Raw genomic sequence first — 19,293 nt, 5'->3', positions numbered from 1 at the left:
CGCGGTTCCCGAGGATTGCCGAAACGAGACAGGAGACGCCAAATGCCGGATTCCCGATACCGCTGGGTGATCGTCGCCGCGGGCGGCCTGATGGGCTGCCTCGCGATCGGCGCGATGTTTTCGCTGCCGGTGTTCCTGCGCGCGATTGCGCGCGACACGGGCTGGTCGATGACCGGCATTTCCGGCGCGATGACGCTCGGCTTCATCGCGATGGCCTTCGCGAGCATGGGGTGGGGCAGCCTGTCGGACCGCATCGGTGCGCGCGCGGTCGTCATGACGGGCGCCGTGCTGCTGTCGGCGAGCCTCGCGCTGGCGAGCCGCGCGCCGTCGCTGCTCGCGTTCCAGCTGACCTTCGGCCTTGCCGTCGGCAGCGCGACGGCCGCGGTGTTCGCGCCGATGATGGCGTGCGTGACGGGCTGGTTCGACACGCACCGCAGCCTGGCGGTGTCGCTCGTGTCGGCCGGCATGGGGATGGCGCCGATGACGATGTCGCCGCTGGCCGCGTGGCTCGTATCGACGCATGACTGGCGCACGTCGATGCTGCTCGTCGCCGCACTGGCGGCCGTCGTGATGATCCCGGTGTCGCTGCTGGTGCGCAGGGCGCCCGCGCTCGACCGCGCGCACGCGGCGCCTCAGCCTGCCGGCGCGCCCGCGGCGATGTCGGTCGCGGACGCGCTGCGCTCGCCGCAGTTCATGGTGCTGGTGCTGACCAATTTCTTCTGCTGCGCGACCCACTCGGGCCCGATCTTCCATACGGTCAGCTACGCGGTGACGTGCGGGATCCCGCTGATCGTCGCGGTGTCGATCTACAGCGTCGAAGGGCTCGCGGGCATGGGCGGCCGGATCGTGTTCGGCCTCCTCGGCGACCGCGTCGGCGCGAAGCGGATGCTGGTGGCCGGGCTGCTCGCGCAGGCGCTGGGCGCGCTCGGCTACTACTTCGTGCGCACGCTCGACGGGTTCTACGCGGTCGCGACGCTGTTCGGCTTCATCTATGCGGGCGTGATGCCGCTGTATTCGGTGCTCGCGCGCGAGAACTTCCCGCTGCGGATGATGGGCACCGTGATCGGCGGCTGCGCGATGGCCGGCAGCCTCGGGATGGCCGCGGGGCCGGTTGCCGGCGGCCTGATCGTCGATACGTTCGGCAGCTACGGCCGGCTGTACATCGGTTCGTTCGCGATCGGTCTCGGCGCGTTTCTGATCGCGATGATGTTCCGCCCGTTTGCGAAAGCGCGGCCGGAAACGTTAGCCGCGTGATCCGGCAACGGCACATCGACGCCTGCCGTTTCACCGGATTCGCGACACCCGTCCTGTGTCATCGCAGATAAAAACAGGGCCCGACACCGCTTGTATTTGCCGGTGTCCGGAAGGCGCTCCGCCTGCTGCGGCGCAGCAGAGCGGCAAGTGGCGCCGATCGGCACGTATGCGCCGCGATTCGGCCCCTAAAAAACACAATATCGAGCATATATTCGAAGGGCCTGTCATACCCGCGTCACCCTGCTAGAATTCGGCCTGCCGCATTGTTCCAATTGACTGATGAGATTGCTTGACGCCCTGGTCGAACAACGTATCGCCGCCGCCGCCGCGCGGGGCGAGTTCGACGATTTGCCGGGTACCGGCGCGCCGCAGGCGCTGGATGACGACCTGCTCGTGCCCGAGGAGGTGCGGGTGGCCAACCGTATCCTGAAGAACGCGGGCTTCGTGCCGCCGGCCGTCGAGCAATTGCGCGCGCTGCGCAACCTGCATGACGAAGTGCAGGCGGTCAGCGACCGTGCCGCGCGCTGCCGGCTGCAGGCGAAGATCCTGGCGCTCGACATGGCGCTCGAATCGCTGCGCGGCGGCCCGATGGTGATGCCGCGCGACTACTGCCGTCGCATCGCGGAACGCCTGTGCGAGCGCGGGCTCGACGAGATGCCCGCCGAAGCGGGGCCGATGTGACGTCCGACGCGCTGCACGACGCAGCCCGATCGGCGGCCGACGCGGCCGCTGAACCCGCCGCCCGGTCTCCTGCTCCCGAAGCTGCTCCCGTATCGGCGCGCGACCTGCATTTCATGCGGCTTGCGCAGGCCGCCGCGGAAGAGGCGCGCGCGGCCGGCGAAGTGCCGGTCGGCGCGGTGCTCGTGCGCGGCGACGAAGTGATCGCACGCGGCTTCAACCATCCGATCGGCGGGCACGACCCGTCGGCCCATGCGGAAATGGCCGCGCTGCGCATGGCCGCGCAAAATCTGCAGAATTACCGGATGCCCGGCTGCGAGCTGTACGTGACGCTCGAGCCGTGCCTGATGTGCGCAGGCGCGATCATGCATGCGCGCATCGCGCGGGTCGTCTACGGCGCTGCCGATCCGAAGACGGGCGCGTGCGGCAGCGTGATCGACGCGTTCGCGAATCCGCAGCTCAACCACCACACCGAAGTGACCGGCGGCGTGCTCGCCGACGAGTGCGGCGCCGCGCTGAAGTCGTTCTTCGCCGAGCGCCGTCGCGCGCTGCGCGAAGCACGGCTGGCCCGCGACGCCGAAACCGGCGCGTCATAGTCGCGCCGGCCGTGCCTGTCGCTCCGGGCGCGCACGGTTCCCTGAACCGAAGACGGTTCGGACCCTCTAAGCAGGTTTGACGACCCGACACCTTTCGCCATGTCCTTTCAGCCCGCCGCGTCCTACACCATTCGCCTGCTGGCGCCGTCCGGTTATCCGCACGATCCCGACGCGATCAATCGCGCGCTCGAACGCCTCAGCACCGCGCAGCAACGCATCGAGAACATCGAAGCGACGCAGCGGCGCTTCCAGCGTTTCGGCGGCACCGACGGCGAGCGGGCAGGCGACCTGAACCGTCTCGCCGATCCCGAGCGGCCGCTGCCGGACATCGCGCTTGCGGTGCGCGGCGGCTACGGTGCCGCGCGGATCCTGCACGGGCTCGACTATCGCGGGCTCGAGCGCAGGCTGCGCGACCAGCCGGTTGCGCTCGTCGGCCACAGCGACTTCACGGCGATCCAGCTCGCGCTGTACGCGAAGGCGCGCATCAAGACGTTCGGCGGCCCGATGCTGTCCGCCGATTTCGGCGCGGAAACGCCGAGCGATTTCACGATGCAGCACTTCTGGCAGACGCTGACGCAGTCGAGCACGACGATCATCGCCGAGGCGCCGCAGGTGCAGACCGTGAACGTGACGGGCACCTTGTGGGGCGGCAACCTTGCGATCCTCACGTCGCTCATCGGCACGCCGTTCATGCCCGACATCGAGGGCGGCATCCTGTTCATCGAGGACGTCAACGAACAGCCGTTCCGGATCGAGCGGATGATCTATCAACTGCACCTGTCGGGGTTGCTCGCGCGCCAGCAGGCGCTCGTGCTCGGACAGTTCACCGGCGCGCGGCCGTTCGAATACGACAACGGCTACGACATGCAGGCGATGATCGACCAGGTGCGCGAGGTGGTCGGCATTCCGGTCGTCACGGGGCTGCAGTTCGGCCACGTGCCCGACCTGCTGACGCTGCCGTTCGGCGCGCACGCGCAGCTGGTCGCGAATGCGCACGGTTTCCGGCTTACGCTGTCGGACTATCCGCACCTCGGCTGAAGCTGACACGGTTGATCGAAAGGCGGGGTTCCCGCCTTTTTCTTTATGTAATTGTGCAACTAACGGTCAAAAATTTCGGCGGGCACCGACAGAATCGTCACCGGGTTTTGCACCAGTATTGTCAACAAAATGTCCGAAAGGGTATACGGCGAGGACGGCCTCTGTCATGGCTTATAGGCTTGGTGTGCATGGATTTCGCGCATCCTGCACCGATTGTGGTCGCGCCCGTGCACGCCGATTGTGCGAAATTCCGGAAAAGAATTGTTGACAATCTTTATGTCCATCCTAGGATGAGGACCATCACACGATGCAGATCATGAACGAGGCCGATTCCCACCCGTCCGGTGCAGCCAGTCCCGAAGCGATCGCCGAGCGGATCCGCACGGCGATCCTCGAGCATCGGCTCGCGCCCGGCGCGAAGCTGACGGAGGCGCAGCTCTGCGACGTGTTCGGCGTGAAGCGCGGGACGATTCGCCAGGCGCTCGCGCAGCTCGCGACCGACAAGCTGGTCGAACTCGAACCGAACCGCGGTGCGTTCGTCGCGAGCCCGACGCTGCAGGACGTGCACGAGGTGTTCGAGATGCGCCGGATCATCGAGCTCGCCGTGGTCGAGCGGCTCGCGGCCGGGCCCGGCGCGAAGCGGCTGAAGGGCGTCGCCGCGCTGATCGACAAGGAACGCAAGGCGTTCGAGCGGCACGACTTCGCGGCATGGATCCGCCTGTCGGGCGAATTCCATACGGCGCTCGCCACGCTGATGGGCAATGCGACGCTCAGCGAGTGCCTCGAAGGGCTCGTCGCACGCTCGACGCTGATGTCGGCGCTGTACGAATCACACGGCCGCAGCCCGTGTTCGTGTGACGACCACGACGAGATCCTCGCCGCGCTGGAGGCGGGCGATCCGAAGCGGGCGGTGACGCTGATGGCGCACCACCTGCAGCATGTCGAACTGAAGATGCTGGACCGGCCCGCGCAAGGGCAGGTCGATTTGCGCGAAGTGTTCGGCGGCGCCTGAGCGGCGACGCGAACCCGGCCGCGCGCCACAGAACGAGAGCAATGCAGGCCTGCGGCGTTCGCCGCGGGCCGCTGGTCCGACTCCGGGCGACGATCCGGAGCGATATCGATGACGGTGGAGCGGCCACCCGGCCGCGTCAAGGAGAAGTCATGGCTCAGTTCAGTGTGGCGCACGACAGCGCCTATCCGGCGGAAGAAGGCGGCGAGGGCGGCGACCCGACGCTGCCGGGCGGTTACAGCGAACGTCTGTATAACGAAGATTTGGCACCCCTGAAGAATCAGACATGGGGCTCGTACAACATCTTCGCATTCTGGATGTCGGACGTGCACAGCGTCGGCGGCTACGTATTCGCGGGCAGCCTGTTCGCGCTCGGGCTGACGAGCTGGCAGGTGCTGATCGCGCTGATCGTCGGGATCGGCATCGTGAACCTGCTGTGCAACCTGATCGCGCGGCCGAGCCAGCAGATCGGCGTACCGTATCCGGTCGCGTGCCGCGCGACGTTCGGCGTGCTCGGCGCGAACGTGCCGGCCGTGATCCGCGGGCTGATCGCGATCGCGTGGTACGGCATCCAGACCTATCTCGCGTCGAGCGCGCTCGTGATCGTCGTGCTGAAGTTCTTCCCGCAATGGCTGCCGTACGCGGACGTCCACCGCTACGGCTTCCTCGGGCTGTCGGCGGTCGGCTGGGCCGGGTTCATGCTGCTGTGGGTGCTGCAGGCGTTCGTGTTCTGGAACGGGATGGAGACGATCAAGAAGTTCATCGACTTCGCGGGCCCGGCCGTCTATGTCGTGATGTTCATCCTCGCCGGCTACATGGTGTGGCGCGCGGGCTGGCGCAACATCGGCCTCAACCTCGGCGGCGTCAAGTATCACGGCGCGGAAGTGATCCCGGTGATGATCACGGCCGTGTCGCTGGTCGTGTCGTACTTCTCCGGGCCGATGCTGAACTTCGGCGATTTCTCGCGCTACTGCCGCTCGTTCGGCGACGTGAAGCGCGGCAATTTCTGGGGGCTGCCCGTCAACTTCCTCGCGTTCTCGCTCGTCACGGTGATCACGACGGCAGCGACCTTGCCCGTGTTCGGCGAACTCATCACCGATCCGGTCGAGACGGTCGGCCGCATCGACCATCCGACCGCGGTGATCCTCGGCGCGCTGACGTTCACGATCGCGACGATCGGCATCAACATCGTCGCGAACTTCGTGTCGCCTGCGTTCGACTTCTCGAACGTCGCGCCGCGGCTGATCAGCTGGCGCGCGGGCGGGATGCTCGCGGCCGTCGCGTCGATCTTCATCACGCCGTGGAACCTGTTCAACAACCCGGCCGTGATCCACTACACGCTCGACGTGCTCGGTGCATTCATCGGCCCGTTGTACGGCGTGCTGATCGCCGACTTCTACCTCGTCAAGCGCGGCCGGCTCGTGCGCGACGACCTGTACACGATGTCGGAGAGCGGCACGTACTGGTACACGGGCGGCGTGAATCGTCGTGCGCTCGCCGCGCTGCTGCCGGCCGCGGTGATCGCGGTCGTTTGCGTGATGGTGCCGGGCTGGCAGGGCGTCGCGAACTTCTCGTGGTTCATCGGCGCGGGGCTTGGCTTCGTGTTCTACCGGCTGCTCGTGAGCGCGAAGGCGTGAGGAGCATGCGATGAAGATCCGACTGATCAATCCGAATACGACGCAGCGGATGACCGACGCGATGGGTCGCTGCGCGCGCGACGTCGCGGCCGCGGGCACGGAGATCGTCGCGGTGAGCCCGCCGATGGGGCCGCCGTCGATCGAAGGGTATTACGACGAGGCGCTCGCGACGCCCGGGCTGCTCGCCGAGATCGCGCAGGGCGAGCGCGACGGCTGCGACGCGTACGTGATCGCGTGCTTCGGCGATCCGGGCCTCTACGCGGCGCGCGAGCTCGCGCGCGGGCCGGTGATCGGCATCGCCGAGGCCGCGATGCATGCGGCGAGCGTGCTCGCGCCGGGCTTCTCGGTCGTCACGACGCTCGCGCGCACCTGCGGGATGGCGTGGCACCTGGCCGAACGCTACGGGATGAAGCGGTTCTGCCGCAACGTGCGCGCGACCGACGTCGCGGTGCTCGAACTCGACCGGCCGGGGTCGGCCGCGCGCCGGATCATCGTCGACGAATGCCGGCGCGCGCTCGACGAGGACGGCGCCGACGCGATCGTGCTCGGCTGCGCGGGAATGGCCGAGTTCGCGCACGAGATCGAGCAGCAGATCGGCGCGCCGGTGGTCGAGGGCGTCACGGCGGCCGTCAAGTGGGCCGAGGCGCTCGTCGCGCTGCGCCTCGCGACCGCGAAGCGCGGCGACTACGCGCGGCCGCTGCCGAAGCGCTACGACGGCGCATTCGCCCGCTTCAGCCCGCCGGACGGGGATGCGGCGGAACCGGTCCCGAATTTGCCGCAACCGCACATACACACCGTGTGACATGCACTATCTGCGCCGCTGTATGGGCGCGTATGGACGTTTTCGCTACACTGGGCCGTCATCGCATCGGCCCGCGCGGCCGGCCTGCGGCACCCGCGCGGTCGATGCGAACCCATTATTTCAGCGAACTTTCGCCGTACTTCGAACCATGTCACTCGATCCCAACTATCCTCGCGACCTGATCGGCTACGGCCGCCATCCCGTGCAGGCGAACTGGCCGGGGCGCGCCCGCGTCGCCGTGCAATTCGTGCTGAACTACGAAGAAGGCGGCGAGAACTGCGTGCTGCACGGCGATCCGGGCTCCGAGCAGTTCCTGTCCGAAATCGTCGGTGCGGCCGCGTATCCGGACCGCCACATGAGCATGGAGTCGATCTACGAATACGGTTCGCGGGCCGGCGTGTGGCGCATCCTGCGCGAATTCGAGAAGCGCGGGATGCCGCTGACGGTATTCGGCGTCGGCATGGCGATCGAGCGTCATCCGGAGCTCGCGCGCGCGTTCGTCGAGCTCGGCCATGAGATCGCGTGCCACGGTTGGCGCTGGATCCACTACCAGAGCATGACGCCCGAACTCGAGGCCGAGCACATGCGTCTCGGGATGGAAGCGATCGAGCGCGTGACGGGCGAGCGCCCGCTCGGCTGGTATACCGGCCGCGACAGCCCCAATACGCACCGCCTGGTCGCGGAATACGGCGGCTTCCTGTACGACTCCGACAACTACGGCGACGACCTGCCGTTCTGGATGGACGTCGGGGTGTCGGGCGGCGGCACGTCGCCGCAACTGATCGTCCCGTACACGCTCGACACGAACGACATGCGCTTCGCGACGCCGCAGGGCTTCAACACCGGCGATCACTTCTTCGACTACCTGCGCGACGCGTTCGACGTGCTGTACGCAGAGGGCGACGAGGCGCCGAAGATGCTGTCGATCGGCATGCACTGCCGACTGCTCGGCCGGCCGGGCCGGTTCCGCGGGCTGCAGCGTTTCCTCGATCACATCGAGAAGCACGATCGCGTATGGGTGACGCGCCGTGTCGATATCGCGCGTCACTGGCGTGAACATCATCCGTATCAGCCCAATCATCGAAACGAAGGGAAAGCATGAAGGCGATGCGTTACACGTTGAATCAACTGAACACGATGGCGCCGAGCGCATTCGTCGCGGCGCTGTCGGGGATCTTCGAACATTCGCCGTGGGTGGCCGAGGTCGCCGCGGGCGAGCGGCCGTTCGCGAGCATCGATGCGCTGCACAAGACGATGTCGGGCGCGGTGGAAACGGGCGGCGAAGTGCGCCAGCTCGCGCTGATCAACGCTCACCCGGAGCTGGCCGGCAAGGCCGCCGTGCGCGGCGAGCTGACGGCCGAGTCGACGCGCGAGCAGAGCGGCGCGGGCCTCGACCAGTGCACGCAGGAAGAGTTCGACAAGCTGCTGACGCTGAACCGCACGTATCGCGAGAAGTTCGGCTTCCCGTTCATCCTCGCGGTGCGCGGCTATGACCGGCACGGCATCATCGCGAACTTCGAGTCGCGCGTGAATCATTCGCGCACCGAGGAACTGCGCGCGAGTCTCGACCAGATCTACCGGATCGCGCGCTTCCGCCTCGACGACCTGATCGACGCCTGACACCGCATTACGGCCTGCTGCGCCGCAGCGGCCCGATCGCATCACTGAAACAAGGAAACATCATGGCTGTTCCGCTTCTCGACCCCAACGCACCCGAATTCACGCGGCGCTACGTGAATCTTGCCGACCCGCGTCTCGGTGCGCAGGCGCTCGAAGCCAGCGACGATTTCTTCGCGCCGAAGGACCGGATGCTGAACCCCGAGCCGGCCGTGTTCATTCCCGGCAAGTACGACGACCACGGCAAGTGGATGGACGGCTGGGAGACGCGCCGCAAGCGCACGACGGGCTACGACTGGTGCATCGTCAAGCTCGCGCGCCCGGGCGTGATCAAGGGCTTCGACATCGACACGAGCCACTTCACCGGCAATTTCCCGCCGGCCGCATCGATCGAGGCCGCCTTCGTGGCCGACGGCGCGCCGACGCACGCGACCGAGTGGGTCGAGATCGTGCCGTCGACGACGCTGCAGGGCAACAGCCATCATTACGTCGAAGCGGGCGACGCACGCGCATTCACACACCTGCGCGTGAACATCTACCCGGACGGCGGCATTGCGCGCCTGCGCGTGTACGGCCAGCCGCAGCTCGACTGGGCCGGCGCGAGCGCGACCGAGCAGTTCGATCTCGCGGCGATGGAAAACGGCGGTTATGTCGTGGCCGCGAACAACCAGCACTTCGGCGTCGCGTCGAACCTGCTGCTGCCGGGCCGTGGCGTGAACATGGGCGACGGCTGGGAAACCCGCCGCCGCCGCGAACCGGGCAACGACTGGGCGATCATCGCGCTCGCGCAGCCGGGCGTGATCCGCAAGATCGAAGTCGATACCGCGTTCTTCAAGGGCAACTACCCGGACCGCTGCTCGATCCAGGCTGCGTACGTGTCGGGCGGCACCGACAGCTCGCTGATCACGCAGTCGATGTTCTGGCCGGTGCTGCTCGGCGAACAGAAGCTGCAGATGGACAAGCAGCATTACTTCGAAGCCGACATCGCGTCGCTCGGCCCCGTCACGCACGTGCGGCTGAACATCATTCCGGACGGCGGCGTGTCGCGCCTGCGCCTGTGGGGGACGCTCGACAAATGAAGACGCTGGTTATCGAACCGCTGACCAAGGAAGCGTTCGCGCCGTTCGGCGACGTGATCGAAACGGAAGGAGCGAAGCAGATCCCGATCAACCTCGGCACGACGATCCGCTTTCACGATCTCGCGAAAGTCGACGTGACCGATGAAGACGGCCGCACGCTCGTCAACCTGTTCCGCGGCCAGCCGCGCACGCTGCCGTTCGAAGTGAAGATGCTCGAGCGGCACCCGCTCGGCAGCCAGGCATTCGTGCCGTTGAACGACCAGCCGTATCTCGTCGTCGTGGCGCCTGCCGGCGATCTCGATCCGGCGAAGATCCGCGCGTTCGTGACGAGCGGCTGGCAGGGCGTCAACTATGCGAAGGGCGTGTGGCATCACCCGCTGATCGCGCTCGGCGGCGTCAGCGACTTCATCGTCGTCGATCGCGGCGGGGATGGCCTGAACCTCAACGAGCAGGACCTGCAGGAATCGCTGTGGCTCACCGACGAGGCGCTGCACACGCTGACGGCCTGAGTCGCCGCTGGCGTTTCTGCCATCGCATGTCGAAACCCGCGCAACTTGCGCGGTTTTTTTTATGTGTCGCGCGTTTCAGGTCGCCACAGCCTTGCGCGTGTCGCGCGAACCGTTGCCGCCGCGACGCCGGTTCGCGACCGGCGCATGCTGCGCCATCAGGTCGGCGATCCAGTCGACGAAGACGCGCACCTTCGCGCTGACGTGCCGGTTCGGCGGGAACGCGACGTACATCGGCATCGGTTCGAGCTGCCACGCTTCGAACAGCGGCACCAGTTCGCCACGCGCGCGATGCGCGGCAGCCATGTAGTCGGGCAGCCACAGAATGCCCAGCCCGGCGAGGCCGGCCTCGAGGTACGCATTGCCGTCGTCGACGGCGAGCACGTAGCGTCCGCGCACGTCGACGCGCTCGCCGTCGCATTCCATCGCAAACGGCAGCGCCTTGCCGGTACGCGCCCACAGGAAGCCGACGATCCGGTGATGCGTGTCTTCCAGTTCGTTCGGATGCGACGGCGTGCCGGCACGCGCGAGATAGGCCGGCGACGCGTACACGCCGAGCCGCAGGTCGCCGACGCGGCGCGCGACCAGCGAGCGGTCGGCCGGTTCGCCGCCGCGCACGACGCAGTCGACGCTCTCGCCGATCACGTCCACCACGCGGTCGCTGACGCCCATGTCGAGCTGGAGGTCCGGATAGCGCGCATGGAAAGCAGGCAGCGCGGGGATCAGGATCAGGCGCGCGAACGGGCTCGGCACGTCCACGCGCAGCCGCCCGCGGGGCGAAGCGGACGCGGCGGACAGGCTCGTTTCGGCATCGTCCATGTCGGCCAGCAGCCGCACCACGCGCTCGTAGTACGCAGCGCCGTCGGCCGTGACCACGACCTTGCGCGTCGTGCGGTTGAACAGCTTCACGCGCAACCGCGCTTCGAGCTGCTGCACCAGTTGCGTGACGGTGGTGCGGCTCATGTGCAGCGTCTCGGCCGCCTTCGTGAAGCTGCCGGCTTCCACTACGCGGGCGAACGCCTGCATTGCGTCGAATCGATCCATCGGGTCGGGGCTCCGCGTCGTCGGGAATTGTTTGGGCCGCACAAACAGTGTTGGGCAGGGTTGCCGGTTTATCCGCCGGGCAACGGTCCTTAAAGTGCCTTCATCGTTGATGCAGGGGCGGCTTCGCCCCACTGACTGATGGAGGTGTTGGATGGCAAAGCGTAGCGTAGTTTTCCCGCCCGGTCGCCGGGCGCTGTATGAGCGCAACCGCTATTCGCCGGCGCTGGGCTCGAACGGCTTCCTGTTCGTGTCCGGGCAGGTCGGCAGCCGCGACGACGGTTCGCCCGAGCCGGAGCTGGGCGCGCAGGTCCGCCGCGCGTTCGACAACCTGAACGCGGTGCTGCGTGCGGCCGGCTGCACGTTCGACGATGTCGTCGACGTGACGGTGTTCCTCGTCGACCCTGAAGCGACGTTCGAGCGGATCTGGGAGATCGTCCCCGAGTATTGGGGCGACGCGCCGCACCCGACGCTGACCGCCGTCGGCGTGACCTGGTTGTACGGCTTCCAGTTCGAGATCAAGGCGATCGCGCGGCTGCCGGAGCCTGTCGACGGGTGAGGTGGCCGGCAGCGTTTCGTGTCGGCGCACGTCACAGGGCGACGAGCGGCTCCTGCTCATACGCGCGATGCAGCAGCGCGGCGAACGACGGCGAGTCGGGCAGCGTCGCCGTGCCGAACCGGCGCACGGCGATACCGGGCGTCCACGAATTCATCACGATGGCGCCGGCCATCGAAGGAATATCGGCCGGCGTCAGTTCGCGATCGTGCTGCGCGACGCCGAGGCGCGCCAGTTGCCGGCGCACGATGCGCATCGTGACGCCGCCGAGCATGCCGGCCACCGGCCATATGACTGCATCGCCGGTCCAGAACGCCAGGTTCCAGATCGAGCCTTCGCTGATGCGCCCGTGGCGATCGGTGAACGCCGCATCGTCGAAACCCTGCGCGACCGCGCGGCGCAGGAAATGCGTCTTCGCGACTTCGCCGACGTGCTTGATGTCGGGCAGCACGCGCTCGTATTCGAAAAGCGCGAGGTCGAGCGGGCCGGCCGGCCCCGACGACGGCGCGGCGGTACGAACCAGCACGTCGAGTGCTTCGTCGTCGCGCGCCGCGACGAATTCGCCCGTCGTCGCATGCACGGTTGCGGTCAGCGACAGCGCCGACGGTGCGCGCTCGAGCGCGGCGCGCAGGAACGCGCGAATCCGCTCGTCGGGCAACGCCTGGCCGAACAGCGCGTTCGATGCATCGCGCAACCGCGCGAGGTGCAGGTCGAGGCCGCGCACGCAGCCGTCGCGCACCTGCATCGCGGTGAAATGCGCATGGCCCGCGAACGCCAGCGCGGCGAGCGCGTCTTGCGTGGCGGCCACGCCGTTGATCCGGGCGACGGACGGGAAAGGGGCAGCGGTCATCGGCGAATCTCCGGGTTCGGCCTCGGGCACGGGGCGGCTCGCGGCATCTTCAAGAAAACCTATTGTTTGCCGATTGATGGCGTGCTGAAAAACGAGTAGTTTTGCAACGGTCATCAAATTATTTTTGAAGATCGATGGAACGCATGTGGCCCGGTACGCGCGCGCTGAGAACGTTCGATGCGGCGGCGCGGCACCTGAATTTCTCGCGGGCGGCCGACGAGGTCGGGCTGACGCCGGCGGCGGTCAGCCACCAGATCAAGGAAATCGAGGCGCAGCTCGGCATCGAGCTGTTCATTCGCACGAGCCGCAGCATCCGGCTGACGCCGGCCGGCGTCGTGCTGGCCGGCGCGGCCGCCGATGCGCTGGCGGGCCTGCAGCGCGCGACTGCACGGGCGCGGCGCGCCGCGCGGGAACAGACGGAGCTTCGCGTGTCGGTCGGCGCGCGCTTTGCGACGCACTGGCTGCTGCCGCGCCTGCCGCGTTTCAGGGCCGCGCATCCGGCGTTCGAACTGACGTTCGACATCACCGACCGGTTGCGCGATTTCGATGACGACGACGTGGATGTCGCGATCCGCTTCGGCACCGGGCGTTATCGCGGCGCGTGCGCGCAGCGCCTGTTCGGCACGTCGGTCGTCGCGGTGTGCAGCCCGGCGCTGCTGTCGGCCGGGCCGCCGCTGCGCAAGCCGCGCGATTTGCTGCGCCACACGCTTTGCCATGTGGACTGCGAAGTCGACGGCATGATCTGGCCGCGCTGGTCGGCATGGATGGCCGCGGCCGGCGTCGATGGTTTCGACGACAGCCGGTGCGTCGCGTTTCCGGATTCGAGCCACGTCGTGCAGGCCGTGACGGACGGCGCGGCGGTCGGTCTCGCGGAGCCGCACATGATCGCGCGCGATCTCGCGGACGGACGCCTCGTGCGGCTGTTCGACGTGAGCGTCGCGCTGTCGCCCGAGGTGGCCTATCACGTCGTGTATCCGGAGCGGACGCAGGATGATCCGCGCATCGTCGCGTTGCGCGGCTGGCTCGCGGACGAAGTGGCAATGGTGGATGCGTAGTGCCATCGCCGCGCGTGCTATCGTGCCCGCATCGCCACCGCACGACGTCCGGTTCCGGGCGTGTTCCTCCGATGAGCCAACCTGAAAACGACCTCGCAATCCTGCTGCGCACGATGCAACCCGAGCTGCATCCGGGCGCGTACGCGTTCGTATCGCTGCCGACCGATGCAGACGTATCGTTATCCGAAACGATTGCGACGTTCCGCGAAGCGGAAGGCCTGACGGTCGTCGTCCGCGAGGAGGTGGCCTCACGTCGCGGCTGGCCCGTGCTGTTCCGCGCCGCGTGGATCACGCTGACCGTGCATTCCGATCTCGCGGCCGTTGGCCTCACCGCGGCATTCGCGCGGGCGCTCGGTGCGGCCGGCATCAGTTGCAACGTGATGGCCGCCGCGTACCACGATCATATCTTCGTGCCGTTCGACGACGGCCCGCGCGCGCTCGATGCGCTCGTCGCGCTCCAGCGCGACGCGATGGGCAGTTAGCGGGCGGCGCATTCGGAACAGGCAAAAAAACGGGCCCGTCACCGGGCCCGCGAACGGAGAGGATCGCGCCGGCAACCGGCGCACGACGGCTTACTTGACCGCGCCACCCTCGAACCAGGCGGCGAGCTTCGTCCGCTCGTCGTCGGTCATGTGCGTGACGTTGCCGATCGGCATCGCCTTCAGGCGCACGGCCTGTTCGTAGATACGCTGCGCGTTCTTCGACACTTCGTCCGGCGTGTCGAACATCACGCCCGCGGGTGCGCTGCCCATCAGCGTCGGCTTCGACGAGTGGCACTCGACGCAGCGCTGCTGCAGGATCGGCATGATGTCGTTGATCACGATCTTCGGCGCGTTCGCGGCTTGCGCTTCCGGTGCGACCGGCTTCGGCGTCGTCCACACCAGCGCGCCGGCCAGCAGCGCGACGCCGCCGATCGGCAGGTACCACAGCTGCTTGCCGCGGTGACGCATCACGAAGAACTGACGGATCAGCGCGCCGGCCAGCATGATCAGCACGAGCACGACCCAGTTGAACTTGTTCGTGTACGTCATCGCATAGTGGTTCGACAGCATCGCGAACACGACGGGCAGCGTGAAGTACGTGTTGTGCACCGAGCGCTGCTTGCCGCGCTTGCCGTAGATCGGGTTCGGCTCTTCGCCCTTGAGCATCTTGTCGACCATCTTGCGCTGGCCGGGGATGATCACGAAGAACACGTTCGCCGACATGATCGTCGCGAGCATCGCGCCGACGATCAGGTAGGCGGCACGGCCCGCGAAGATGTGGCACGCGAGGTACGCGGCGACGACGACGTAGAGGCCGACGCAGATGCCGAGCACGCGGTCGTTGGTGCCGAGGATGCGGCACAGCGAGTCGTAGACGATCCAGCCGGCGGCGAGGAAGCCGAGCGCGGACGCGACGGCGACCACCGGGCCCATGTCGAGCACGCTCTTGTCGATCAGGTAGGTGTTCGGCGCGAGCAGGTACAGCACGAAGAACAGCGAGAAGCCCGACAGCCAGGTCGTGTACGACGGCCACTTCGACCAGTGCAGGTCATCCGGCATTTCCGGCGGGGCGACCGTGTACTTCTGCATGTTGTAGAAACCGCCGCCGTGGACGTGCCACAGTTCGCCGAACACACCGCGCTTGCGCTGGTTCGGGTCGGTCGGCGGTTTCAGGCTGTTGTCGAGCGCGACGAAATAGAACGACTCGCCGATCCACGCAATGGCGACGATGACGTGCAGCCATCGCAGCGCGAGGTTCAGCCAGTCGGTGATGAAGCCTTCCATGAAACTCCTCCAGACTCAGATCGTTTGTCTTTGATGTGGGCGCCGATGCGTATGTCAGCTGCCGCGATAGGTGCTGTACGACCACGGCGACACGAGCAGCGGCACGTGGTAGTGCGAGCCGGTGTCGGCGATGCCGAAGCGCAGCACGACGCGGTCGACGAAACGGGGTTCGGGCACCTTCACGCCGAGCGACGCGAAGTAGTCGCCGGCATGGAACACGAGTTCGTATTCGCCGGCGGCGAGCGCGGCGCCTTCGAGCAGGGGTTCGTCGCAGCGGCCGTCGCTATTGGTCAGTACGGTCTTGATCGCGCGGCGCGATTCGCCGTCCAGCGCGTAGAGGTCCACCTTGAGTGCAGCGCCGGGACGACCGTGCGCCGTATCGAGTACGTGGGTAGTGAGCTTTCCCATTCGTTGCGTCCTTGTATGAATGCGAGGTTCGGCGGCGACTCGATCCATTGACTGTGCGGCGGATCGAGGCTCCACGTCACGTGGCTACATACCCGTCGGCGAGGTGAAGCGAGCGCCGTGCAGGCATTGTAAAAAGGTTCCCCGAGCAAATACGGGCGCGATATCAAAGATAATGCGCCGCGCATGAGCGGCTGTCGACGGCACGCCGACAGGGCTTCCAGCGGGCGTTTCGGGCCTCCGGCGGCAGGACGGACCCAGCGCGCGCGGCGTACCATATCGAATCCGTGAAGCGCGGTATTCCGGATCGCGCATTGTGTGCCGCGCGTGCTTGGGCGATCCTCCCGCCGTGCGCGTCGGCCTGTGGCCCGCGCGTACCCCGAAGACGGCGAGCACGCCGGGTAACCGGGCCAGGGCGTTCGAACGGACGCAGGCACCGGGGCGTGCCGCGAATCAGCGTTCGAACGGCTTTGTGACCACCCCCAGGATTCAGCCCCTGGGGGCAGACCGACGCGGAGAACGCATGAACCTCGAGCAGCACGCCGGCGCACGCGCGCCGAACGCATCCCCATCCCGCCCGAAAACCCTGTTGGTCAAGCACGCCGACGTGCTCGTGACCATGGACGACACGCGCCGCGAGCTGCGCGACGCAGGGCTCTATATCGAAGACAACCGGATCGTCGCGGTCGGCCCGACCGCCGAGCTGCCCGACACGGCCGACGAAGTGCTCGACCTGCGCGGCCACCTCGTGATCCCGGGGCTCGTGAACACGCACCACCACATGTACCAGAGCCTCACGCGCGCGGTGCCGGCCGCGCAGAACGCCGAGCTGTTCGGCTGGCTCACGAACCTGTACCGGATCTGGGCGCACCTGACGCCCGAGATGATCGAGGTGTCGACGCTCACCGCGATGGCCGAGCTGCTGCAGTCGGGCTGCACGACGTCGAGCGACCACCTTTACATCTACCCGAACGGCAGCCGGCTCGACGACAGCATCGGCGCCGCGCAGCGGATCGGCATGCGCTTCCACGCGAGCCGCGGCGCGATGAGCGTCGGCCAGCGCGACGGCGGGCTGCCGCCCGATTCCGTCGTCGAACGCGAACCCGACATCCTGCGCGACACGCAGCGCTTGATCGAGTCCTATCACGACGAAGGCCGCTACGCAATGCTGCGCGTGGTGGTCGCGCCGTGCTCGCCGTTCTCGGTGAGCCGCGAGCTGATGCGCGACGCCGCCGTGCTCGCGCGCGAGTACGGCGTGTCGCTGCACACGCACCTGGCGGAGAACGTCAACGACATCGCGTACAGCCGCGAGAAGTTCGGGATGACGCCCGCCGAATATGCGGAAGATCTCGGCTGGGTCGGCCACGACGTATGGCATGCGCACTGCGTGCAGCTCGACGATGCGGGCATCGGTTTGTTCGCGCGCACCGGCACGGGTGTTGCGCACTGTCCGTGCTCGAACATGCGGCTCGCGTCGGGTATCGCGCCGGTGAAGAAGATGCGTCTCGCGGGCGTGCCGGTCGGCCTCGGCGTCGATGGCTCTGCGTCGAACGACGGCGCGCAGATGGTCGCGGAAGTGCGGCAGGCGCTGCTGCTGCAGCGGGTCGGTTTCGGGCCCGATGCGATGACCGCGCGCGAAGCGCTCGAGATCGCGACGCTCGGCGGCGCGAAGGTGCTGAACCGCGACGATATCGGCGCGCTGAAGCCCGGCATGGCCGCGGACTTCGCCGCGTTCGACCTGCGCCAGCCGCTGTTCGCGGGCGCGCTGCACGATCCTGTTGCGGCGCTGGTGTTCTGCGCGCCGTCGCAGACGGCGTACACGGTGGTGAACGGGAAGGTGGTGGTGCGGGAAGGGCGGCTGGCGACGCTCGATCTGCCGCCCGTCATCGAACGCCATAACGCGCTCGCGCAGGCGCTCGTCGAGGCATCGCGCTGAGCGAAGCCTGAAGAAGCGAGTCGGCGGCCGCCTTGCCGGGCGTGCCGCCGGCCGTCGCCGTGTTGCGCCGCGACGGCGCGGGCGGCGCGTGCCGTTACGCCTCGATCAGCGTGCGGGTGGCTTCGGCGACGAGGCTGCGCAGCCAGCGCACTTCGTCGGAGTAGTGGCAGCGCTCGTGCCACAGCTGGTAGTACTGCATCGGCGGGAAGTCGAGCGGCGCCGGCACGACCGACAGCGGCAGGAACTTCGCGTAGTGATCGGCGAACAGGCGCGTGGTGGTGAAGATCAGGTCGGACTTCACGAGCACGTACGGCGCGAGGTTGAAGTACGGCAGCGTGACGACCACGTGGCGCTTGAGCCGTTCGCGCGCGAGATGCACGTCGATCGCGCCGCGCTGGCCGACCGAGTACGGCGTCGGCGCGAGATGCGGCGCGTTCAGGTACTGGTCGAGCGTGAGCCCGCCGCGCTTCGCGAACGGGTGCGTGTTGCTCATCAGGCAGACGATTTCGTCGACGAACAGGTTCGACAGGTGCAGTTGCTCGGGTGGTTCGGGCCAGTTGCCGACGACGATGTCGAGCTTGCCGTCTTCCAGCGCGAGTTCGTAATCGAACGCGGGGCCGAGCGAGTGAAACTCGAGCGTCGCGTTCGGCGCGGCCAGGCGGAAGCGCTCGACGACGGTCGGCACGAACAGCACGTTCAGGTAGTCGGGGCAGCCGATCCGGTAGCAGCGGATCGACGTGGCCGGGTCGAAGTTGTGCTGCTGGAACTTGATGCGCTCGATTTCACGCAGTGCGTTCTGCACGGGCTCGAGCAGACGCAGCCCGTATTCGGTCGGCACCATGCCGGATTTGCCTCGCACCAGCAGCGGGTCGCCGGTGATGTCGCGCAGTCGCCGCAGCGCGGCGCTGATCGCCGGTTGCGACTGGTTCAGTTTGACGGCCGCGCGCGTGACGCTGCGCTCCATCAACAAGGTGTGCAAGACGCGCAAGAGGTACGTGTCGATCGCCTCGCGTTGCTGACTCATGATTTCTCCGGGTTATATGTCTGGGCTGATCGAGGGGTACTGTGGGTATATCGTTTTTAATATGAACGAAAGTCAGCGTCAAGAGATGGATACCCGCAGGCACCCGCCGGCCGGGCCTGAACAAGGGGCCTGAACGGGGTGGAAGGCGGGTTGTGCGGCGCCGCGCGGATGCGCATGGCGCGCATCCGGATCGCGGCGCGGCGTGTGACGCGGCGTGCGCGTCAGTCGTCGATGCGCATGCCGACCTTCAGCGTGACCTGCCAGTGAACGACCTGGTCGCCTTCGATGTGGCCGCGCGTTTCGGTCACCTGGAACCAGTGCAGGTTGTGCAGCGTCTTGCCCGCTTTCGAGATCGCGTTGCGGATGGCGTCGTCGCTCGATTGCTGCGACGAACCGGTCAGTTCGATCATCTTGTACACGTGGTCGCTCATGATGCGCTCCCTG

At 67.3% G+C, this 19,293-nt stretch carries 21 protein-coding genes; 15 read left to right on the top strand and 6 right to left on the bottom strand.

The window, feature by feature from the left end; genetic code table 11:
• Positions 1–42 precede the first annotated feature (42 nt).
• The 11 genes from ABD05_RS16080 (at position 43) to ABD05_RS16030 (ending at position 10,219) form a co-directional block, all read left to right on the top strand.
• A complete protein-coding gene (locus ABD05_RS16080; protein WP_047900975.1) occupies positions 43–1,254 on the top strand; it encodes an MFS transporter in 1,212 nt (403 codons plus the stop codon).
• A 279-nt stretch (positions 1,255–1,533) separates the two neighbouring features.
• Positions 1,534–1,935: a DnaJ family domain-containing protein gene (locus ABD05_RS16075; RefSeq protein WP_047900974.1), complete on the top strand. Its 402-nt coding sequence runs from the start codon at positions 1,534–1,536 to the stop codon at positions 1,933–1,935.
• Positions 1,932–2,528 carry a tRNA adenosine(34) deaminase TadA gene (gene tadA / locus ABD05_RS16070; RefSeq protein ID WP_082146114.1) on the top strand — a complete coding sequence of 199 codons (597 nt, stop codon included), beginning with the start codon at positions 1,932–1,934 and terminating at the stop codon, positions 2,526–2,528. The genes ABD05_RS16075 and tadA overlap by 4 nt, the downstream gene beginning before the upstream one ends.
• A gap of 99 nt (positions 2,529–2,627) precedes the next feature.
• Complete coding sequence (ldcA, locus tag ABD05_RS16065; RefSeq protein WP_047900972.1) at positions 2,628–3,566, top strand: muramoyltetrapeptide carboxypeptidase; 939 nt, start codon at positions 2,628–2,630, stop codon at positions 3,564–3,566.
• 307 nt (positions 3,567–3,873) lie between these two features.
• Complete coding sequence (locus ABD05_RS16060; RefSeq protein ID WP_047900971.1) at positions 3,874–4,578, top strand: GntR family transcriptional regulator; 705 nt, start codon at positions 3,874–3,876, stop codon at positions 4,576–4,578.
• A 149-nt stretch (positions 4,579–4,727) separates the two neighbouring features.
• A complete protein-coding gene (locus tag ABD05_RS16055) occupies positions 4,728–6,212 on the top strand; it encodes an NCS1 family nucleobase:cation symporter-1 (RefSeq protein ID WP_047900970.1) in 1,485 nt (494 codons plus the stop codon).
• A gap of 10 nt (positions 6,213–6,222) precedes the next feature.
• Entirely contained in the window at positions 6,223–7,014 is a 792-nt protein-coding gene (locus ABD05_RS16050) for an aspartate/glutamate racemase family protein (protein ID WP_047900969.1), read from the top strand.
• Between the two features lie 148 nt (positions 7,015–7,162).
• Positions 7,163–8,116: an allantoinase PuuE gene (gene puuE / locus ABD05_RS16045; RefSeq protein ID WP_047900968.1), complete on the top strand. Its 954-nt coding sequence runs from the start codon at positions 7,163–7,165 to the stop codon at positions 8,114–8,116.
• Positions 8,113–8,634 (top strand): 2-oxo-4-hydroxy-4-carboxy-5-ureidoimidazoline decarboxylase, encoded by a 522-nt coding sequence (uraD, locus tag ABD05_RS16040; protein ID WP_047900967.1) that lies wholly within the window; start codon positions 8,113–8,115, stop codon positions 8,632–8,634. Before puuE ends, uraD begins: the two co-directional genes overlap by 4 nt.
• Before the next feature lie 62 nt (positions 8,635–8,696).
• The gene (gene alc / locus ABD05_RS16035; RefSeq protein ID WP_047900966.1) at positions 8,697–9,710 is read left to right on the top strand and encodes an allantoicase; all 1,014 of its coding nucleotides are present in this window, start codon (positions 8,697–8,699) and stop codon (positions 9,708–9,710) included.
• A complete protein-coding gene (locus tag ABD05_RS16030) occupies positions 9,707–10,219 on the top strand; it encodes an ureidoglycolate lyase (RefSeq protein ID WP_047900965.1) in 513 nt (170 codons plus the stop codon). Before alc ends, ABD05_RS16030 begins: the two co-directional genes overlap by 4 nt.
• A gap of 75 nt (positions 10,220–10,294) precedes the next feature.
• Here the strand turns inward: ABD05_RS16030 and ABD05_RS16025 are convergent, their stop codons facing one another.
• Positions 10,295–11,260 (bottom strand): LysR family transcriptional regulator, encoded by a 966-nt coding sequence (locus ABD05_RS16025; protein ID WP_047900964.1) that lies wholly within the window; start codon positions 11,258–11,260, stop codon positions 10,295–10,297.
• A 151-nt stretch (positions 11,261–11,411) separates the two neighbouring features.
• Between ABD05_RS16025 and ABD05_RS16020 the strand changes: the two genes are divergently transcribed.
• Positions 11,412–11,816: a RidA family protein gene (locus ABD05_RS16020; RefSeq protein ID WP_047900963.1), complete on the top strand. Its 405-nt coding sequence runs from the start codon at positions 11,412–11,414 to the stop codon at positions 11,814–11,816.
• A gap of 31 nt (positions 11,817–11,847) precedes the next feature.
• Here the strand turns inward: ABD05_RS16020 and ABD05_RS16015 are convergent, their stop codons facing one another.
• Entirely contained in the window at positions 11,848–12,663 is an 816-nt protein-coding gene (locus ABD05_RS16015) for an aminotransferase class IV family protein (RefSeq protein ID WP_047900962.1), read from the bottom strand.
• A gap of 134 nt (positions 12,664–12,797) precedes the next feature.
• Here ABD05_RS16015 and ABD05_RS16010 point away from each other — a divergent pair, with 134 nt between their 5' ends.
• Together ABD05_RS16010 and ABD05_RS16005 are read left to right on the top strand one after the other, a co-directional pair.
• The gene (locus ABD05_RS16010) at positions 12,798–13,718 is read left to right on the top strand and encodes a LysR substrate-binding domain-containing protein (RefSeq protein ID WP_047900961.1); all 921 of its coding nucleotides are present in this window, start codon (positions 12,798–12,800) and stop codon (positions 13,716–13,718) included.
• A gap of 71 nt (positions 13,719–13,789) precedes the next feature.
• Entirely contained in the window at positions 13,790–14,200 is a 411-nt protein-coding gene (locus tag ABD05_RS16005; RefSeq protein WP_047900960.1) for an ACT domain-containing protein, read from the top strand.
• Between the two features lie 90 nt (positions 14,201–14,290).
• On the opposite strand, the gene ABD05_RS16000 is transcribed toward ABD05_RS16005, so the two are convergent.
• Both ABD05_RS16000 and uraH read right to left on the bottom strand, forming a co-directional pair.
• Positions 14,291–15,484 carry a urate hydroxylase PuuD gene (locus tag ABD05_RS16000; RefSeq protein WP_047900959.1) on the bottom strand — a complete coding sequence of 398 codons (1,194 nt, stop codon included), beginning with the start codon at positions 15,482–15,484 and terminating at the stop codon, positions 14,291–14,293.
• A 54-nt stretch (positions 15,485–15,538) separates the two neighbouring features.
• Positions 15,539–15,892 (bottom strand): hydroxyisourate hydrolase, encoded by a 354-nt coding sequence (uraH, locus tag ABD05_RS15995; protein WP_047900958.1) that lies wholly within the window; start codon positions 15,890–15,892, stop codon positions 15,539–15,541.
• Positions 15,893–16,412: 520 nt separating this feature from the next.
• On the opposite strand from uraH, the gene ABD05_RS15990 reads away from it, so the two are divergent.
• Entirely contained in the window at positions 16,413–17,825 is a 1,413-nt protein-coding gene (locus tag ABD05_RS15990) for an 8-oxoguanine deaminase (protein ID WP_047900957.1), read from the top strand.
• Positions 17,826–17,919: 94 nt separating this feature from the next.
• On the opposite strand, the gene ABD05_RS15985 is transcribed toward ABD05_RS15990, so the two are convergent.
• Together ABD05_RS15985 and ABD05_RS15980 are read right to left on the bottom strand one after the other, a co-directional pair.
• Positions 17,920–18,849, bottom strand: a complete 930-nt coding sequence (locus ABD05_RS15985) for a LysR substrate-binding domain-containing protein (RefSeq protein WP_006478550.1) — start codon at positions 18,847–18,849, stop codon at positions 17,920–17,922.
• Positions 18,850–19,070: 221 nt separating this feature from the next.
• Entirely contained in the window at positions 19,071–19,280 is a 210-nt protein-coding gene (locus ABD05_RS15980; RefSeq protein WP_021160372.1) for a dodecin, read from the bottom strand.
• Between the last annotated feature and the right edge of the window lie 13 nt (positions 19,281–19,293).

Origin of the sequence: Burkholderia pyrrocinia, assembly GCF_001028665.1 — a bacterium.
Taxonomy (GTDB): domain Bacteria; phylum Pseudomonadota; class Gammaproteobacteria; order Burkholderiales; family Burkholderiaceae; genus Burkholderia; species Burkholderia pyrrocinia.
The sequence above is the reverse complement of the archived record's forward strand: the minus strand, read 5'-3'. Positions and strand labels throughout refer to the sequence as shown.

What these genes read in the sequence shown, in the direction of transcription:
- ABD05_RS16005 (WP_047900960.1), top strand. Translation starts at nt 13,790, where the DNA reads ATGAGCCAACCTGAAAACGACCTCGCAATCCTGCTGCGCACGATGCAA.
- ABD05_RS16010 (WP_047900961.1), top strand. Translation starts at nt 12,798, where the DNA reads ATGGAACGCATGTGGCCCGGTACGCGCGCGCTGAGAACGTTCGATGCG.
- ABD05_RS15985 (WP_006478550.1), bottom strand. Translation starts at nt 18,849, where the DNA reads ATGAGTCAGCAACGCGAGGCGATCGACACGTACCTCTTGCGCGTCTTG.
- ldcA (WP_047900972.1), top strand. Translation starts at nt 2,628, where the DNA reads ATGTCCTTTCAGCCCGCCGCGTCCTACACCATTCGCCTGCTGGCGCCG.
- ABD05_RS16055 (WP_047900970.1), top strand. Translation starts at nt 4,728, where the DNA reads ATGGCTCAGTTCAGTGTGGCGCACGACAGCGCCTATCCGGCGGAAGAA.
- ABD05_RS16025 (WP_047900964.1), bottom strand. Translation starts at nt 11,260, where the DNA reads ATGGATCGATTCGACGCAATGCAGGCGTTCGCCCGCGTAGTGGAAGCC.
- ABD05_RS16050 (WP_047900969.1), top strand. Translation starts at nt 6,223, where the DNA reads ATGAAGATCCGACTGATCAATCCGAATACGACGCAGCGGATGACCGAC.
- ABD05_RS16020 (WP_047900963.1), top strand. Translation starts at nt 11,412, where the DNA reads ATGGCAAAGCGTAGCGTAGTTTTCCCGCCCGGTCGCCGGGCGCTGTAT.
- ABD05_RS16060 (WP_047900971.1), top strand. Translation starts at nt 3,874, where the DNA reads ATGCAGATCATGAACGAGGCCGATTCCCACCCGTCCGGTGCAGCCAGT.
- ABD05_RS15990 (WP_047900957.1), top strand. Translation starts at nt 16,413, where the DNA reads ATGAACCTCGAGCAGCACGCCGGCGCACGCGCGCCGAACGCATCCCCA.
- ABD05_RS16000 (WP_047900959.1), bottom strand. Translation starts at nt 15,484, where the DNA reads ATGGAAGGCTTCATCACCGACTGGCTGAACCTCGCGCTGCGATGGCTG.
- alc (WP_047900966.1), top strand. Translation starts at nt 8,697, where the DNA reads ATGGCTGTTCCGCTTCTCGACCCCAACGCACCCGAATTCACGCGGCGC.
- ABD05_RS16015 (WP_047900962.1), bottom strand. Translation starts at nt 12,663, where the DNA reads ATGACCGCTGCCCCTTTCCCGTCCGTCGCCCGGATCAACGGCGTGGCC.
- ABD05_RS16030 (WP_047900965.1), top strand. Translation starts at nt 9,707, where the DNA reads ATGAAGACGCTGGTTATCGAACCGCTGACCAAGGAAGCGTTCGCGCCG.
- uraH (WP_047900958.1), bottom strand. Translation starts at nt 15,892, where the DNA reads ATGGGAAAGCTCACTACCCACGTACTCGATACGGCGCACGGTCGTCCC.
- ABD05_RS16080 (WP_047900975.1), top strand. Translation starts at nt 43, where the DNA reads ATGCCGGATTCCCGATACCGCTGGGTGATCGTCGCCGCGGGCGGCCTG.
- ABD05_RS15980 (WP_021160372.1), bottom strand. Translation starts at nt 19,280, where the DNA reads ATGAGCGACCACGTGTACAAGATGATCGAACTGACCGGTTCGTCGCAG.
- puuE (WP_047900968.1), top strand. Translation starts at nt 7,163, where the DNA reads ATGTCACTCGATCCCAACTATCCTCGCGACCTGATCGGCTACGGCCGC.
- ABD05_RS16075 (WP_047900974.1), top strand. Translation starts at nt 1,534, where the DNA reads ATGAGATTGCTTGACGCCCTGGTCGAACAACGTATCGCCGCCGCCGCC.
- uraD (WP_047900967.1), top strand. Translation starts at nt 8,113, where the DNA reads ATGAAGGCGATGCGTTACACGTTGAATCAACTGAACACGATGGCGCCG.